Source organism: Candidatus Pelagibacter sp. HIMB1695 (genome assembly GCF_052047655.1).
GTDB lineage: Bacteria > Pseudomonadota > Alphaproteobacteria > Pelagibacterales > Pelagibacteraceae > Pelagibacter.
This window is the reverse complement of record NZ_JBNAJT010000001.1, coordinates 632,236-648,087: the sequence shown is the minus strand read 5'-3', so window position 1 is coordinate 648,087 and position 15,852 is coordinate 632,236. Positions and strand designations below refer to the sequence as shown.

The window sequence follows — 15,852 nt, the reverse complement described above, 5'->3', positions numbered from 1 at the left end:
TAAATTAGTATTTAGATTTCTTAGTTCCTTCGATTATTTCTTTTAACTCGTTATATTCTTCACAGTTGCAAGTTTCTAATACTTTAAGTCTTTCTTTAGCTAAATCCATTCTATTTGTAGCAACATAAAGTTCTCCAAGATATTCATTGATACCTTTATGATTTGGATCAATTTCTAGACCTAAAAGGTAATATTTTTCTCCATTTTCATAATCACCTAGTTTTCTAGTTGTAAATCCTAAATAGTTTAACGTATCTGCTTGAAGTGGTTTCTTCTTATTTGATTTAATAAGCAAAGGTAAAGCCTTTTCATATCTCTTTTTGGCTTTTTCTAGTTTACCTTTTTTTTCATATTTTTTTGCAACTTTGATATGTGTTACAGCCTTATCATAATCAGTTTTCACTTTGCTTGTACTGTCTGTACCTGCAGCTATTAGGTTTGTTGAGAATAATGTTAATACAATTATTAAGAATATTTTTTTTATCATTATAAAAATTTCTCCATTTTGCTTAAAGGTTTTAAATTAAGTCCATTTTCAATTAAATTTTCTCTAATTGATCTTGCTGTAGCAAGTGAACTTTCATTATCACCATGTATGCAGACAGAGTCGATTTCACAAGGTATTTGCTTTCCACTGTGACAATTCAGTGCCTGATTTTTTACCATGCTTAATACATGTTTTTTAGCTTCTTCAGGATCAGTGATTAATGCATGTGGTTTTTTTCTAGAAACTAAATTTCCATCATCTTCATAGGTTCTATCTGCAAAAATTTCACAAGCAATTTTCATATCTAATTTTTTGGCTGCTTGTTCCATTTTAGAGCCAGTAGGTACTAAATAGATCAAATCTTTACTTATTTCATTGATTGCTTTCGCTAAAGTAGTTGCCAGATCAATATCCTCACACGCCATATTATTTAACGCTCCATGTGGTTTTATATGAGTAACATTTTCTCCATAATCTTGAGCAATTTTTTGTAAAATTTCATATTGGTCAATAATTAATTTTCTAACTTCTTCAGGTGCTAGGTTCATTCTTTGTCTTCCAAAATTTTCTGGGTCGTTAAATGATGGATGAGCACCAATGCTTACACCGTTTTTTTTCGATATTTGAACTACTTGGTTCATAGATTCTTCATCACCGGCGTGAAATCCACATGCAACGTTAGCAGAATTTACTATATCGAGTAAATCTGGATCATATTTATTTGAATGGTGTTTTGATTTTTCACCTAAATCACAATTTATATTAATTTCCATAGTTCTAATTGTTGAAGTATAACATGCCATGATAAAAAATATATCAAATCTTGGTGACGCAGCTGTTTATTGCGATTTTGGTATAGAGGTAAATAAATCAGTTAACTCTGAAGTAATAAAATATTTTAAAGCTTTAAAAAAGGAGAATGTTGAAAGTATAAATAATCTTACTCCTTCTTATAATAAGTTAATAGTTTCTTATGACCTTAGAAAAACAAACTTTAAAGAAGTTAAAAAATTAATTGAAAATTTAAATGTTAATGAAACTCAAGATAACAATAGCACTAAAATAGAAATTCCAGTTTGTTGTGATGATCAATTTTCTCTTGATATAAAAAGATTAGAAGAAAAATTAAATATTAGTCGAGATAAAATTTTAGAAAATTTTTTTAGTAAGGAATATTTTTGTTATATGACTGGATTTATTGCTGGTATGCCTTTTTTAGGTGATTTAGATGAAAATATGAGAGTACCAAGATTAGAAACACCAAGAGTAAAGGTACCAAAAGGATCAGTTGCTTTAACCGAACAATTTGCAAATATTTATACATTTGAAAGTCCTGGAGGATGGAACATAATTGGTAATACACCTGTAGATGTTTTTGATAATTCAAAAGAATTAGAGCCAAATTTAATAAATCCTGGCGACATAGTAGTTTTTAAACAAATAAATCTTGAAAAATATAATAGCTACAATGACAAATAATTTCGAAATTATAAGAGCTGGAGTAAACACAACCTTTCAAGACCAAGGAAGAAATAATTTATATCATATAGGAATTCCATTTAGTGGAGTAATGGATAATAGAAATTATAGTTTAGCTAACAAGCTGGTAGGTAATAAGTTAAATTCACCAGTGATAGAATTTGCATACCAAGGACCACATTTAAAATATTCTGGAGATAAAATTAATATAGTAGTCACTGGCGATATTGTTTTTAAAATTATTAAAAAAGGCACAGAAATTGATGGTAATTGTTATGAGAGTTATCAAATCGAAAGTGGAGATGAAATCAATCTTATCTCAACAAATAAATCAGTTTATGGCTATTTAGCAGTTGGTGGAGAATTAGATTTAAAATTTCAATGGAATAGTTGTTCGATAAATACCAAGGCAAATATTGGATCAAATAATGGAAAAAAATTAGAGAACGGTCAAAAAATAAATATCCTAAATATTAATTCAGACCAAAGTAAAAAAAAGACTAACTATATAAATTCTAAAGTTGAAAATATTAGAGTAATAAAAGGACCAAACTTTGATTATTTTTCAGAGGAAGGAAAAAAGATATTTTTTGAAAAAGAATTTTCTGTATCAAAACTTTCAGATAGAATGGGAATGAGATTAGAAGGTCCAAAAATCGAAAACATTGTAAATACCAATATTAAATCAGAAGGTTTGTTGAAAGGAGTCATCCAAGTACCAGCAGATGGAAACCCAATTATTATGCTGTCAGACCATGGTACCATTGGAGGGTATCCAAAAATCGGTGTAGTAGCTAGCGTTGATTATGATCGATTAGTACAAATATCACCTGGCTCAAAGATCAAATTTAAAGAGATAAATTTATCTGATGCAGAAACTTTATTTAAATTGTATGAGATGGATACTCAGAATTTACTCAATCAAATATAATGAATATTATTAGAAAACTTCCAGGACCTTTTTTAATTTTCTTAGGTGCGTGTAGTCTCAGTTTTGGAGGTTTGATTGTTAAGTCATTTGAAGGAGCAACTCTTTGGCAAATATTATTTTGGAGAACAGTATTTTTCTTAATTGTTATTAGCTTGTACTTAGCTTTAACTTATAAAAAACAAGTATTTAGATCCTTTTATAATTTAGGATTTCCTGGTTTCTTTGGTGGATTTATTTTATCACTTGGTTTTAGCGGTTATGTATTTGCGATGTATAACACAACAGTTGCTAATGCTAATTTTATTATTCAAACACAAACAATCTTCTTAGCAATATTCGGTTACTTTTTTTTAAAAGAAAAAATTTCAGCAATCACTCTGACTTCAATAATTCTTGCAATCTCAGGAATACTTCTAATGGTTGGAAGCTCTTTATCTCCAGGTCAAATGTCTGGGAATATTGCAGCTTTCATAATGCCAATATCATTTGCTACTTTAATTTTAGTTGTAAGAAAATATCCAACTGTTGATATGGTTCCTGCTCAATTTGTTGCAGGAGTTTTTGCTTTGTTAATTGGTTATCTAATGTCAGAAAAAATAATGATATCTCCAAACGATATCTTTTTAGGATTTTTAGCTGGTTTTTTACAATTAGGATTAGGTTTTATATTTATTACTATTGGAGCTCAACGAACACCATCTGCAATGGTTGGAATCATAATGTTAACAGAAGCAGTACTTGGTCCTTTATGGGCATGGATGTTTATAAATGAACAACCACCGTTCATAGTAATTATTGGAGGATCAATAGTTATTTTTGCAGTTTTACTTCAATTTTACAATTTATATACCTCAGAAAAAAAAGCGATCTAATAACATTTGACATTAAACAGTATTTATTAGAATATTTGTTAACGGGAGAGATCACAAACTTTGTGACACCGAAGGAGCAACCGCCCAGGAAACTCTCAGGTAAAAGGACCGTATTATATTAACTCTGGAAAGAGATTGAGTTCTCGCCGAAGGAGTAAAACTCTCAGGCAAAAATACAGATGGGTACGACAGAGTTAGTATGGGAAAAAAAACATCTTTAAATAAGCTTCATCAAGATAACCACGCTAAATTTGTAGAATTTGCTGGATATGAAATGCCCATACAATACAGCAAAGGAATTGTTGAAGAGCATAAATTCACAAGATCAAATGCAGGTATTTTTGATGTGTCTCATATGGGTCAATTATTTATTCATGGTGGTGAAGATTTGACTGCTGATCTTGAAAAAATTTTCCCACTTGATTTAAAAAATTTGAAACAAAACTGTTCTAAATATAGTTTTTTAATGAACGATAGTGCTGGAATTCATGATGATTTGATAATTACTAAAATTGAAAAAGGATATTTAATTATTTTAAACGCAGCATGCAAAGATAATGATTTTAAAATTTTATCAAATTTACTTAAAAATAAATATGAAATGGTTCTTGATGATCAACGATCATTAATTGCAATTCAAGGTCCAAAGTCAGTTGAGATTTTAAACAATACTATAGAGGGTGTTGAAAAACTTAATTTTATGACAGGGAACTGGTTTGATTATAAAGATCAAAAAGTATTTATAACAAGATCTGGATACACAGGAGAGGATGGTTTTGAAGTATCTATTAACAACGATTTAGCTGAAGGATTTACTCAGAATTTGATGGAAAAAGGAGCACAACTTATAGGACTTGGGGCAAGAGATACCTTGAGATTAGAGGCTGGATTGTGCTTATATGGTCATGAACTTGATACAGAAAAAACACCAATTGAAGCTAATTTAAAGTGGGCAATTTCTAAAGAGAGAATTTCAAAAGGTGGATTTATTGGTTCTAATAAAATTATGAAAGAAATACAAGAGGGTACCTCTAAAATTAGAATTGGGATTAAGCCAGAAGGAAGATTGATTGCTAGAGAAAAAACTAAAATTTTTGATGAGTCAGAAAAACTTATTGGTGAGGTTACTAGTGGAACTTTTGGTCCAAGTGTAAATGGCCCAATAGCAATGGGCTACATTGATAAAGAATTTTCTAAAGTTGAAACAAAAGTTTTACTAGAAGTAAGAGGAAAAAAACATCCTGCAAGTGTTTGTGGGCTACCATTTTATAAAAAAAGTTACGTGAAAGGAGTAAATTAATGAGTGAAGTTAAATTTTCAAAAGAGCATGAGTGGATTACAGTGGAAGGAGATGTTGCTACTATTGGAATTACAAAACATGCAACAGAAATGTTAGGAGATATTGTTTTTGCTGAGTTACCTGAAAAAGGTTCAAGCGTTGAAAAAGATGGTACAGCAGGGGTAGTTGAGTCAACTAAAGCTGCAAGTGATGTTTATACTCCAGTAAGTGGTGAAGTAGTTGATACTAACCAAGCTATAGTAGATGATCCTGCTAAAATTAATGAAGACCCTGAGGGATCAGCTTGGTTTTTCAAACTTAAATTGAAAGATAGTTCAGAAATGGACAGCTTAATGAACAAAGAAGAATATGATAAATTTGCAAAGGAGAGTGCGAGCTAATGTTACATAACTCACAAAAAGACTTTTTAAAAAGACACATTGGACCTTCAGAAGAAGACCAAAATAAAATGTTGAAGGAGCTAAATTATAATTCATTAGACGATTTAATTAAAAGTACAGTTCCAGAAAAGATACAATTGAAAGATGGATTAAATATAGGAGAGTCTAATTCTGAGTATGAAGCATTAAGAAAACTGAAGGCGATTTCAAAAAAAAATCAAATTTATTCAAATTTTATTGGTATGGGTTACTATGGAACTTACACTCCATATGTAATTTTAAGAAATATTCTAGAAAATCCAGGTTGGTACACTTCTTATACTCCTTATCAGCCTGAAGTAGCACAAGGAAGATTAGAAATGCTTCTAAACTTTCAACAAATGATTGTTGATTTTACAGGTATGGATATTGCAAATGCATCGTTGCTTGATGAAGGAACAGCAGCTGCAGAAGCTATGGGATTAAGTCACAGATTAAACAAAAAAGATAGCAATTTAGTTTTTGTTTCAGAAAATTGTCACCCACAAACAATTGATGTAATTCAAACAAGAGCAGAACCAATGGGATTAAAAGTACTTGTTGGTAATGAAGATAAAGTATTAGATCAACTTAAAGAGGATTTAGTTTGTGGAATTCTTCAATATCCTGGAACTTTAGGAGACATTAAAGATCCAAGTGAAGCGATCAGCAAAATCCATAAAAAAAATGGAAAAGCTGTATTAGTCTCTGATTTATTAGCTTTAGCACTACTTAAAACACCAAGAGAATTAGGTGCAGATATTGCAGTTGGAAGTTCTCAAAGATTTGGAATTCCAATGGGTTATGGTGGACCTCATGCAGCTTTCTTTGCAACTAAAGACGAGTTTAAAAGGTCTATGCCAGGAAGAATTATTGGAGTGTCAGTAGATAGACATGGAAATAAAGCTTACAGATTATCACTTCAAACAAGAGAACAACATATTAGAAGAGATAAAGCGACAAGTAACATTTGTACTGCTCAAGCATTGTTAGCAATTGTTTCAGCTGCATATGCTATTTACCACGGTCCAGATGGAATAAAAACTATTGCAGAAAGAGTTTCTCAATTAGCTAAAAATTTTGCAGATAAATTAAAACAATCTGGATATGAAATTTATTCAGATCATTTCTTTGATACAGTTACAATTGTAACAAAAGATAAAACTGATCAAATCTATAAAAATGCTTTAGATCAAAAAGTAAACATTAGAAGAGTAAATTCTGAAATGTTGGCTGTTTCTTTTGATGAAAAGAAAAATGTTTATAGAGTAAATCAATTGTTGAAAATTTTTAATGCAGCTGAGTCGATTAAAAAAGAAGATCCAACAGTAAGTTTACCAAATTTACCAAAAAATTTATTAAGAACTTCAAAATATTTAGAACATCCTGTTTTTAATTCATATCATTCAGAAACCGAGATGCTTAGATATTTAAAAAAACTAGAAGATAAAGATATAGCTCTTAATAGAACTATGATTGCACTTGGATCATGTACTATGAAATTAAATGCTACTGCAGAAATGATTCCCATTTCATGGAGGGAGTTAGCAGAACCTCATCCGTTTGTACCTGTAGAGCAGATGGAAGGGTATAGAGCTTTATTCACTGATCTTAAAAATTGGTTAAGATCAATTACAGGTTTTTCTGGAGTTTCACTTCAACCAAATGCAGGTGCTCAAGGAGAATATGCAGGCTTAATGGTAATTAGAAAATATCATTTAGATAGAGGTGAAGAAAATAGAAATATATGTTTAATTCCAAGCTCAGCACATGGAACAAACCCTGCTAGTGCACAAATGGTTGGAATGAAAGTTGTAGTTGTTGATTGTGACAAAGAAGGAAATGTTGATTTTGAAGATTTGAAGAAAAAAGCAGAAGCACATTCTGAAAATCTTGGAGCATTAATGGTTACATATCCTTCTACTCACGGTGTATTTGAAGAAAAAATTACAGATATATGTGAACTTATACATAAACACGGTGGTCAAGTTTACATGGATGGTGCAAACCTAAATGCACTTGTTGGAATAGCAAGACCTGGAAATTTTGGTCCAGATGTTTGTCATATCAACTTACACAAAACATTTTGTATTCCACATGGTGGTGGAGGACCAGGAATGGGACCAATTGCATGTAAAAGACATTTGCAAGTTTACCTCCCTAATCATCCAGTTGTTAAAGATTGTGGACCTGCTACAGGAATAGGAGCAGTTTCAGCAGCTCCTTGGGGAAGCTCAAGTATTTTATCAATTTCTTGGATGTATATTAAAATGATGGGTTCTGAAGGTTTAAAATTAGCTACCCAAGTCGCTATATTAAACGCAAACTATATAGCTAACAGACTTAAAGATCATTTTCCAATTTTGTACAAAGGCTCAAATGGAAACGTTGCTCATGAATGTATTATAGATATTCGATCAATTAAGAGTGAGACAGGTATTACTGAGGAAGATATCGCTAAAAGGTTGATCGATTATGGTTTCCATGCACCTACAATGTCTTGGCCAGTTGCAGGAACTATGATGATAGAGCCAACAGAGAGTGAAAGTTTATCTGAGCTTGATAGATTTTGTGATACTTTAATAAATATCAAATCTGAAATAGATAAGATTAATTCTGGTGAGTTCGATAAAGTAGATAATCCTATTAAGAACGCTCCTCATACAGATATAGAACTTGCATCAGATGAATGGGATCATAAATATTCAAGAGAGCAAGCTGCTTATCCTGCTAAGTTCTTAAAAACAAATAAATTTTGGCCACCAGTTGCAAGAGTGGACAATGTTTATGGAGATAAGAATATCTTTTGTACTTGTCCAAGTATGGATGAGTTTAAAGAAGACGCGGCATAATCATTAATGAAAATTGCTGTAGTTGGTTCTGGGATATCAGGCTTAAGTGCTGCATATTATTTATCAAAAAAACATCACGTAGATCTTTTTGAGAAAGAAGATCATTTTGGCGGTCATTCTCATACAATAGATTTAATTTTTGATGAAAAGAAAGTATCTGTGGATATTGGTTTTATTGTATTTAATTTTCAAACCTATCCAAATTTAATTAATTTCTTTAAAGAAAATGATGTTCAGATTGAAAAAAGTGACATGTCATTTTCTGTATCAGTAGAAAATACAAACTTTGAATATTGCGGAAAAGGTTTAAATGGAATTTTTTCCAATAGATCTAATTTGTTTAATCCTAATTTTTTAAAAATGTTTTTTGATATCATTAAATTTTATAAAAATAGTGATCAAATAAATGTTACAGATCAAAAATTAACTTTAGGTGAATATTTAGAAAATAATAAACTATCAAAAACATTTATTGATTACCACATTATCCCAATGGTATCTGCAATCTGGTCTATGCCACCTTATGAAGCAAGTAAGATGCCAATAACATTCTTTTTAAAATTTTTTCAAAATCATGGGCTCTTTAAACTAAAAAATAGACCTCAGTGGTATACTGTAACCAATAGAAGTAGAACTTATGTGAATAAAGTAATTTCAAAAATAAGTGGTGAATATTTTAAAAATTATAAAATTAAAAAAATTATAAGAAAGTCAAAAGGTTTAGATTTATATTATGGTGGTGAAAGTGAATTTTTTGATTACGATAAAGTTGTAATAGCAGCTCACGCTGATGAAGCTTTGAAGTTAATTGATAATCCTACTGAAGAAGAGACAAAAATTTTATCCAATTTCAGTTATAAAGAAAATATTGCATATATTCATACAGACAAAAGAGCGATGCCAAAAAATAAAAAGGCATGGTCCTCATGGAATTCATCAATCAATGACAAGGATTTAGAAAAAAATTCTATTACTTATTGGTTAAACCTTTTACAAAACCTTAAATGTGATCAGGAAATTTTTTTAACTCTTAATCCATATTTTGAAATTGATGAGAGTAAAATACTTAAAATAGTTAAATTTACTCATCCTTATTATGATCAACAAGCATTAGATGCTCAATCTAAACTATCTAGTTTGCAAAATAAAAAAGATTTATTTTTTTGTGGGAGTTATTTTGGTTACGGTTTTCATGAAGATGGAATAAAATCATCGATTGAAATGCTAAAATACCTAAATGACTAATTCATGCATATATAATGGGAAAGTAATCCATAAACGTTTCAAACCTAAAGAGCACTATTTTAAGTATAGCGTTTTTTCGCTTTTAATTGATTTATCTGAGTTAAGAAAAATAGATCAGGAGATAAGCTTCTTCTCGTTGAATAAGTTCAATTTAATTAGTTTTCATGAAAAGGATCATGGTGAACGTGACGGATCTTCACTTGAAGAATGGGTAAAGAAAAATTTAGAACAAAATAAAATAGATACTGCAGATATTAAAATTAAGCTTCTCTGTTATCCAAGGATTTTTGGTTATGTATTTAATCCTTTAAGTATCTTTTTCGTTTATAACCAAAATGATAAATTAATATCTATATTATATGAGGTGAAAAATACATTTGGTGAGCAACATACTTATGTTTTTAGAGTAGATAGTGAAAATAAACTAATTCAGAATAATTGTTCTAAAAAATTTCATGTTTCACCTTTTATAGAAATGAATTGTAAGTATTTCTTTAGAATTCTTAATCCTGATGAAAAACTTTCTGTAATCATTGATCAATATGATCAAGAAGGAAAAATTTTATTTGCATCTCAGGATGGTAAAAAAACTGATTTAAATAGCAGCCAATTATTAAAGTCTTATTTAAAACATCCTCTAATGACCATTAAAATAATATCAGCAATCCATTTTGAAGCATTTAAATTATGGATGAAAGGAATTAAAATTATTAAAAGAAAAATAAAAATAAGAAACAATATAACGGTAGAGAATTAATGTTATTAAATAAAACTGCAGATAAATTAGTTTTTAAATTTTTAAGTAAAATTAAAAATGGATACCTTGAGATTACTACCCATGAAGGTGAGATATTAAAATTTGGTAACCCTGATCAATCTTTAAAGGCAAATATTAAGATAAAAAATTCAAATTTTAATTATAATTTAATTAGAGGTGGAAGCATTGGTTTTGCTGAAAGTTATATGAGAGGTGAATTTGAAACTGATAATCTTTCAGATCTAATTGAGTTAACAGCTAGAAATATTCAAGTGATATATAAATTCTCTGGTTTGCTTGATCTACCTATAATTAATTTTGTAAAAAATAAAATAATTAAAAATACAAAAAGTCGAAGTAAGGAAAATATTGCAAAACATTATGATCTTGGAAATGATTTCTTTTCATTATGGTTAGATGATACTTTAACTTACTCAAGCGCAATCTTTGATGATGGCTCAAAAAATTTAAGCATTGCGCAAAATAATAAATACCAAAAATTAATTGATCTAATCAAACCTAGTAGTGGAGATAAAGTTTTAGAAATTGGTTGTGGGTGGGGTGGCTTTGCAGAATATTTAGGAAAGAAATACGATGTGAAACTAGACTGTATTACCATTTCTAAAAAACAATTCGAATACGCAAAAGAGAGAATTTATAAATGTGGTCTAAATGAAAAAGTAAATATTGAAATTAAAGATTACCGAGATCTTCAAGGAAAATATAATTCGATCGCTTCAATTGAAATGATTGAGGCAGTTGGTCAAAATTATTTAGAGAGTTATTTTAAAACAATAAAAGATAATTTATCGAATGGAGGAAAGGCTGCAATTCAAGCAATAACCATTGATGATAGTTTGTTTGATAGATACAAAAATAAACAGGATTTTATTCAAAAATACATTTTCCCAGGAGGATTTCTTCCTAATAAAAATAGCATTGATAGATACGTTTCAGATAACGGCTTAACAATTAATTCTTACATTTCATATGCAGATCATTATGCAGATACGTTAGCTATCTGGAGAGAAGAGTTTTTGAGAAAATGGGATCAAATTAAAAATCAAGGATTTGATCTGACTTTTAAAAGAATGTGGGAATTTTACCTATCTTATTGTGAAGCTGGATTTAAATCTAAAAATATTGATTTGATTCAATTTTCAATGCAGAATAAATAACACCAATAATATGAAAATAATTAAATCAATTTCGTTGATAATTCTGGCTTTCTTAATTACAAGTTGCTCAAATAATAGTGCCATGAAACCAGAAGATTTTAAAAATAAAGAACCTAGGTTAATTATTGAAGAATACCTTACAGGAAACGTAAAAGCTTGGGGTGTTTTGCAAAATCGATCAGGAAAAGTTACAAGACAATTCTCAGCCGATTTAGATGGAACATGGGATGGCAAACAACTAATTTTAAAAGAAAAATTTAATTGGGACGATGGTGAAGTTCAAGACCGAGAGTGGACAATTACTAAAATAGATGAACATAATTATGAAGGTACAGCAGGGGACGTTGTTGGAAAAGCAATAGGATATTCTTACGGGCCTGCATTTAAATTTGAGTATGTTTTATTAGTTCCAGTTAAAGGAAAAGAATTAAAAATTACTTTTGATGATTGGATCTTTAAGCAAGATGAAAGGGTTGCAATCAACAGAGCTACAATGACTAAGTTTGGATTTAAAGTAGCAGAGCTAACTGTTGTATTCGTTAAAGATTAATTACTTCTTTTGATGCTTAGTCATCTTCCCCACTAATTTAAAATAAATTTTACTTGGAAGAAAACTAAAGAACTTTAAAGTTAAAGTAAGCGCTTTTGGAAAATGTATCTCAAAAACATTTTTATTAATTAAGCCATCATAAATTTGATCCGCAGCAAATTCAGGTGTTTTCAAAAATGGCATTTTAAAATCATTCTTATCAGTCATTGGCGTTTTAATAAAACCAGGAGAAACCAAACAAACTCGAACATTGTACCTTTTAAAATCAAAATATAAACTTTCTGCTAAATTATTTAGTGCAGATTTTGATGGTCCATAACCAGTTGAATTAGGCAATCCTCTATAACCAGCAATAGATGAAACTATAGTGATTATACCACTTTTTCTTTCTCTATAATATTGTTCCACTGCTTTAATGGAGTTTACTGTCCCAAAAAAATTTACTTTGAAAACATCTTCCATTTGTTCAACATCAATTTCTTTTTCTTTTTTTGGATTCCATGTACCAGTTGAAAAAAAACATATATCAATATTTTCAAACTTAGTTTTAATCTGGTTGAAAACTTCTATACATTTTGTTTTATCGGTAACATCCAAAGGAAATGATGAAATATTTTCATAATTTTTTGAAAGTTCATCTAAAAGTTCAACTCTTCTTGCGGATACAGCAACATTCCAACCTTTGTTTGCAAATTTAATTGCTAAGGCTTTACCAATTCCTGTGCTACCACCAGTTATCCAAATAGTTTTTTTGCTCATTTTTTGTTATGTATAAACATTATGTTAAAAAATAAAATTGTAACATTTATATTATTTCTTATCATTACATTTTCAGCCTCATTAATCGGAGGATTAGCTACAGTTACTTTCAAGGAGCCTTGGTATTCTTTGTTAAATAAACCTGTTTTTAATCCACCAGACTGGGTGTTTGGTCCGGTATGGACAATTTTATATTTATTGATGACAATTTCTATTTGGATGTATTGGCATTCCAAAAATAAAGAGATGAATACAGTTTATATTTATTTTATTCATTTAGTTTTTAATGCAACTTGGAGTATAGTTTTCTTTGTAATTCACAACATGGTTTTAGCTTTGTTAGTATTAGTTGTGTTAATTGCATTCATTATCAATCTAATCATAAGATATAGACGCGTCACAATGATAAGTTCGTATTTAATGATTCCATATTTACTTTGGTGTTGCTTTGCTCTAGTTTTAAATACAAGCTTAATAATATTAAATTAATTATGGATGATGTTGTTGTAGTTGGTGGTGGAATAATTGGAGCAGCAACTGCTTATTTTCTTTCAAAAGAAGGAAGAAAAGTAAAAGTCATAGAAAGAGATCCAACTTACAAAACTGCTTCATTTCCCTTGTCTTTAGGAGGATTTAGACGACAGTTTTTTCAAAAAGAAAACATTTTATTAGGTAAATTTGCTAGAGAGTTTATTTTTCAAATACCAGAATTATTAAAAACAGAAAAAAATCCTAATCCAACTGCAAGCATGGTCACAAATGGTTATCTTTTGATGTTTGGTCCAGAACATGCAGAAGAACAATACAGAGCTTTAGAAAACCACAAAGAATGTGATGCAGGTACAAAAAATATTAAAGGCTCTGAGTTATCAAAAGTATTTCCATATATAAATGATGAAGGTGTTGAGACTGCAACTTACACAGATAATCAAAGTGAAGGTTGGATTGATCCTTTCATGTTTCATAGTGCACTTAAAAGCAAAGCAATAGAACTTGGGGCTGAATTTATAAAAGGAGAGGTCAAAAGTCTTTCAGAGATAAATGCTAAAACAATTGTTTCAGCAGCTGGATGTTGGACTAAAGAATTACTAGAAGACATTCCTGTTGAGCCTCAAAAACACACTGTATTTAGAGTAAAATGTCCAACATATATAAAAGAAATGCCTCTAACTGGTGATTTAACTACTGGTGTTTATTGGAGACCTGAGGGCGGGGAGTATTTAGCAGGGTCGCCATTATCAGTATTTGGTGCAGATGATTTAGAACCAGCGTGGAATGATTTTGAAGAATTAGTATGGCCAGCTCTTGCAAAAAGGATACCAGCTTTTGAAGAATTAAAGTTAACTGGTGGATGGGCAGGTTATTACGACTGCAACAGATTAGATAATAATGCTGTTGTTGGAAAACATCCAAAGTACGATAATGTTTATATGGCTACCGGTTTTACAGGAAGAGGATTAATGCAAGCCCCAGGTATTGGTCGAGCATTAACTGAATTGATTACAACTGGTTCATACCAAACAATTGATATAAGTGATTTTGCAGTTGAAAGAGTATTAGGCAAAACTGCAAGAAGAGAACCTTACGTTTTATAATTAAGTTCCACAAAAAGTTTGATATTTCTCATTACCTATTGGTTCAGGTTTTTGAAATTCAATAATATTTTCTTGATCAGAATAAGGATTACTTAAAACTTTTAAAAGTTTATTCATCGTTTCTAGATTACCTTTATCTGCATCAGCTAGTGCATCCTCTACTTTTTGATTTCTTGGTATAACTATAGGATTAGTTTTTTTCATCAGTTCTAAATGTTTGTCAGATGAATTATTTAGTTTTAATCTTTTTTCCCATTCATTAGTCCAACTTTTAAAATCATCATTTTTGTAAACTTCATCATCAATCTCAACACCCATTAAATGACAGAAAGTATTTGTGTAATCTGAATTATTATTTTTCATCCAGTCTAAAAGTTTATTAATTAATGTTAGATCATTTTTATCTTCGCCAAATAAACCAAGTTTATCCCTCATCATATTTAACCATTTTTCTTCATAAATATTTTGAAAGTTATCAATTAACTCTGTTGCAATTTTAATCGCTACATCCTCATCTTTATCAATAAGTGGAATAAGACATTCTGCAAATCTTGCTAAATTCCATTTTGTAATTGGTGGTTGATTTGAAAAAGCATATCTTCCAAATTTATCTATAGAGCTAAATACAGTTTTTGGATCATATTGATCCATGAAAGCACATGGACCATAATCAATTGTTTCACCAGAAATTGCCATGTTATCAGTATTCATCACACCATGAATAAATCCAACCCTCATCCAATTGATCACTAACTGACATTGTTTTTCCATTACAAGACTTAATAAATCTAAAGCTTTATTTTTAGAGGACTTAATTTCTGGATAGTGTCTATCAATTGTGTAATCAACCAATGTATTAAGATCTTCTAGATTTTGAGTGGCTGCAATATATTGAAAAGTGCCAACTCTAATATGGCTGGATGCAACTCTTGTTAAAATTGCTCCATTTAATAAATTTTCTCTAACAACTTTTTCTCCAGTTTTAACAACTGCAAGACTTCTAGTTGTTGGAATTTTTAAAGCGTTAATTGCTTCACTAATTATGTATTCTCTCAGCATCGGACCTAAGGCAGCTCTTCCATCACCACCTCTAGAAAAAGAAGTTCTCCCTGAACCTTTAAATTGTATATCAAAACGTTGATTTTTATTATCTATATGCTCTCCTAATAGAACTGCTCTTCCATCTCCAAGCATAGTGAAATGACCAAATTGATGACCAGCATATGCTTGCGCAATTGAATTAGTTCCATCAGGCAAACTATTTCCAGAGAATATTTCAGCTAATTTTTTTTTATCTATACCTGAAAAATTTAAATTTAAATTTTTAGCAAGTTCTTCATTTAAAATAACAAGCTCAGGTTCATGAACTGGAGTAGGCTTGATGTCTTCTTTAAATGTTTTTGATAGTTTTGAATATGAATTATCAAAATGCCAACCGATGGTCATTTT

General features: G+C 30.1%; 16 protein-coding genes and 1 riboswitch. Of the genes, 12 read left to right on the top strand and 4 right to left on the bottom strand.

Annotation, left to right across the window (positions count from 1 at the left end; all coding sequences use genetic code 11):
• Positions 1-4: 4 nt before the first annotated feature.
• Together ACTTAX_RS03590 and ACTTAX_RS03585 are read right to left on the bottom strand one after the other, a co-directional pair.
• Positions 5-487, bottom strand: a complete 483-nt coding sequence (locus ACTTAX_RS03590; protein ID WP_440692914.1) for a tetratricopeptide repeat protein — start codon at positions 485-487, stop codon at positions 5-7.
• On the bottom strand, positions 487-1,260 hold the full coding sequence (locus ACTTAX_RS03585; protein ID WP_440692913.1) for a 5-oxoprolinase subunit PxpA: 774 nt from the start codon (positions 1,258-1,260) through the stop codon (positions 487-489). The genes ACTTAX_RS03590 and ACTTAX_RS03585 overlap by 1 nt, the downstream gene beginning before the upstream one ends.
• Positions 1,261-1,288: 28 nt before the next feature.
• On the opposite strand from ACTTAX_RS03585, the gene ACTTAX_RS03580 reads away from it, so the two are divergent.
• The 10 genes from ACTTAX_RS03580 to ACTTAX_RS03535 all read left to right on the top strand — a co-directional run bounded on the left by ACTTAX_RS03580 (position 1,289) and on the right by ACTTAX_RS03535 (position 12,049).
• Positions 1,289-1,966 carry an allophanate hydrolase subunit 1 gene (locus ACTTAX_RS03580; RefSeq protein ID WP_440692911.1) on the top strand — a complete coding sequence of 226 codons (678 nt, stop codon included), beginning with the start codon at positions 1,289-1,291 and terminating at the stop codon, positions 1,964-1,966.
• A complete protein-coding gene (locus ACTTAX_RS03575) occupies positions 1,956-2,897 on the top strand; it encodes a biotin-dependent carboxyltransferase family protein (RefSeq protein ID WP_440692909.1) in 942 nt (313 codons plus the stop codon). The genes ACTTAX_RS03580 and ACTTAX_RS03575 overlap by 11 nt, the downstream gene beginning before the upstream one ends.
• Positions 2,897-3,769, top strand: coding sequence for a DMT family transporter (locus tag ACTTAX_RS03570; RefSeq protein ID WP_440692907.1), 873 nt, complete (start codon positions 2,897-2,899; stop codon positions 3,767-3,769). The genes ACTTAX_RS03575 and ACTTAX_RS03570 overlap by 1 nt, the downstream gene beginning before the upstream one ends.
• 31 nt (positions 3,770-3,800) lie before the next feature.
• A riboswitch (glycine riboswitch) is annotated at positions 3,801-3,890 on the top strand.
• A gap of 78 nt (positions 3,891-3,968) precedes the next feature.
• Entirely contained in the window at positions 3,969-5,069 is a 1,101-nt protein-coding gene (gcvT, locus tag ACTTAX_RS03565) for a glycine cleavage system aminomethyltransferase GcvT (RefSeq protein WP_440692905.1), read from the top strand.
• The gene (gene gcvH, locus ACTTAX_RS03560; RefSeq protein WP_262589607.1) at positions 5,069-5,449 is read left to right on the top strand and encodes a glycine cleavage system protein GcvH; all 381 of its coding nucleotides are present in this window, start codon (positions 5,069-5,071) and stop codon (positions 5,447-5,449) included. Before gcvT ends, gcvH begins: the two co-directional genes overlap by 1 nt.
• Complete coding sequence (gene gcvP / locus ACTTAX_RS03555) at positions 5,449-8,319, top strand: aminomethyl-transferring glycine dehydrogenase (protein ID WP_440692903.1); 2,871 nt, start codon at positions 5,449-5,451, stop codon at positions 8,317-8,319. The genes gcvH and gcvP overlap by 1 nt, the downstream gene beginning before the upstream one ends.
• A 6-nt stretch (positions 8,320-8,325) precedes the next feature.
• Positions 8,326-9,564: an NAD(P)/FAD-dependent oxidoreductase gene (locus ACTTAX_RS03550; protein ID WP_440692902.1), complete on the top strand. Its 1,239-nt coding sequence runs from the start codon at positions 8,326-8,328 to the stop codon at positions 9,562-9,564.
• Complete coding sequence (locus ACTTAX_RS03545; protein WP_440692900.1) at positions 9,557-10,321, top strand: DUF1365 domain-containing protein; 765 nt, start codon at positions 9,557-9,559, stop codon at positions 10,319-10,321. Before ACTTAX_RS03550 ends, ACTTAX_RS03545 begins: the two co-directional genes overlap by 8 nt.
• On the top strand, positions 10,321-11,499 hold the full coding sequence (locus ACTTAX_RS03540; RefSeq protein ID WP_440692898.1) for a class I SAM-dependent methyltransferase: 1,179 nt from the start codon (positions 10,321-10,323) through the stop codon (positions 11,497-11,499). Before ACTTAX_RS03545 ends, ACTTAX_RS03540 begins: the two co-directional genes overlap by 1 nt.
• Positions 11,500-11,509: 10 nt before the next feature.
• Entirely contained in the window at positions 11,510-12,049 is a 540-nt protein-coding gene (locus ACTTAX_RS03535; RefSeq protein WP_440613940.1) for a DUF3833 domain-containing protein, read from the top strand.
• Here ACTTAX_RS03535 and ACTTAX_RS03530 read toward each other — a convergent pair whose 3' ends face one another.
• Positions 12,050-12,808 carry an SDR family NAD(P)-dependent oxidoreductase gene (locus tag ACTTAX_RS03530; protein ID WP_440692897.1) on the bottom strand — a complete coding sequence of 253 codons (759 nt, stop codon included), beginning with the start codon at positions 12,806-12,808 and terminating at the stop codon, positions 12,050-12,052.
• A gap of 21 nt (positions 12,809-12,829) precedes the next feature.
• On the opposite strand from ACTTAX_RS03530, the gene ACTTAX_RS03525 reads away from it, so the two are divergent.
• Together ACTTAX_RS03525 and ACTTAX_RS03520 are read left to right on the top strand one after the other, a co-directional pair.
• Complete coding sequence (locus tag ACTTAX_RS03525) at positions 12,830-13,297, top strand: TspO/MBR family protein (RefSeq protein WP_440692895.1); 468 nt, start codon at positions 12,830-12,832, stop codon at positions 13,295-13,297.
• 2 nt (positions 13,298-13,299) lie between these two features.
• On the top strand, positions 13,300-14,403 hold the full coding sequence (locus ACTTAX_RS03520) for an NAD(P)/FAD-dependent oxidoreductase (protein ID WP_440692893.1): 1,104 nt from the start codon (positions 13,300-13,302) through the stop codon (positions 14,401-14,403).
• Here the strand turns inward: ACTTAX_RS03520 and ACTTAX_RS03515 are convergent, their stop codons facing one another.
• Positions 14,404-15,849: a protein adenylyltransferase SelO gene (locus ACTTAX_RS03515; protein WP_440692892.1), complete on the bottom strand. Its 1,446-nt coding sequence runs from the start codon at positions 15,847-15,849 to the stop codon at positions 14,404-14,406.
• Positions 15,850-15,852: the final 3 nt, after the last annotated feature.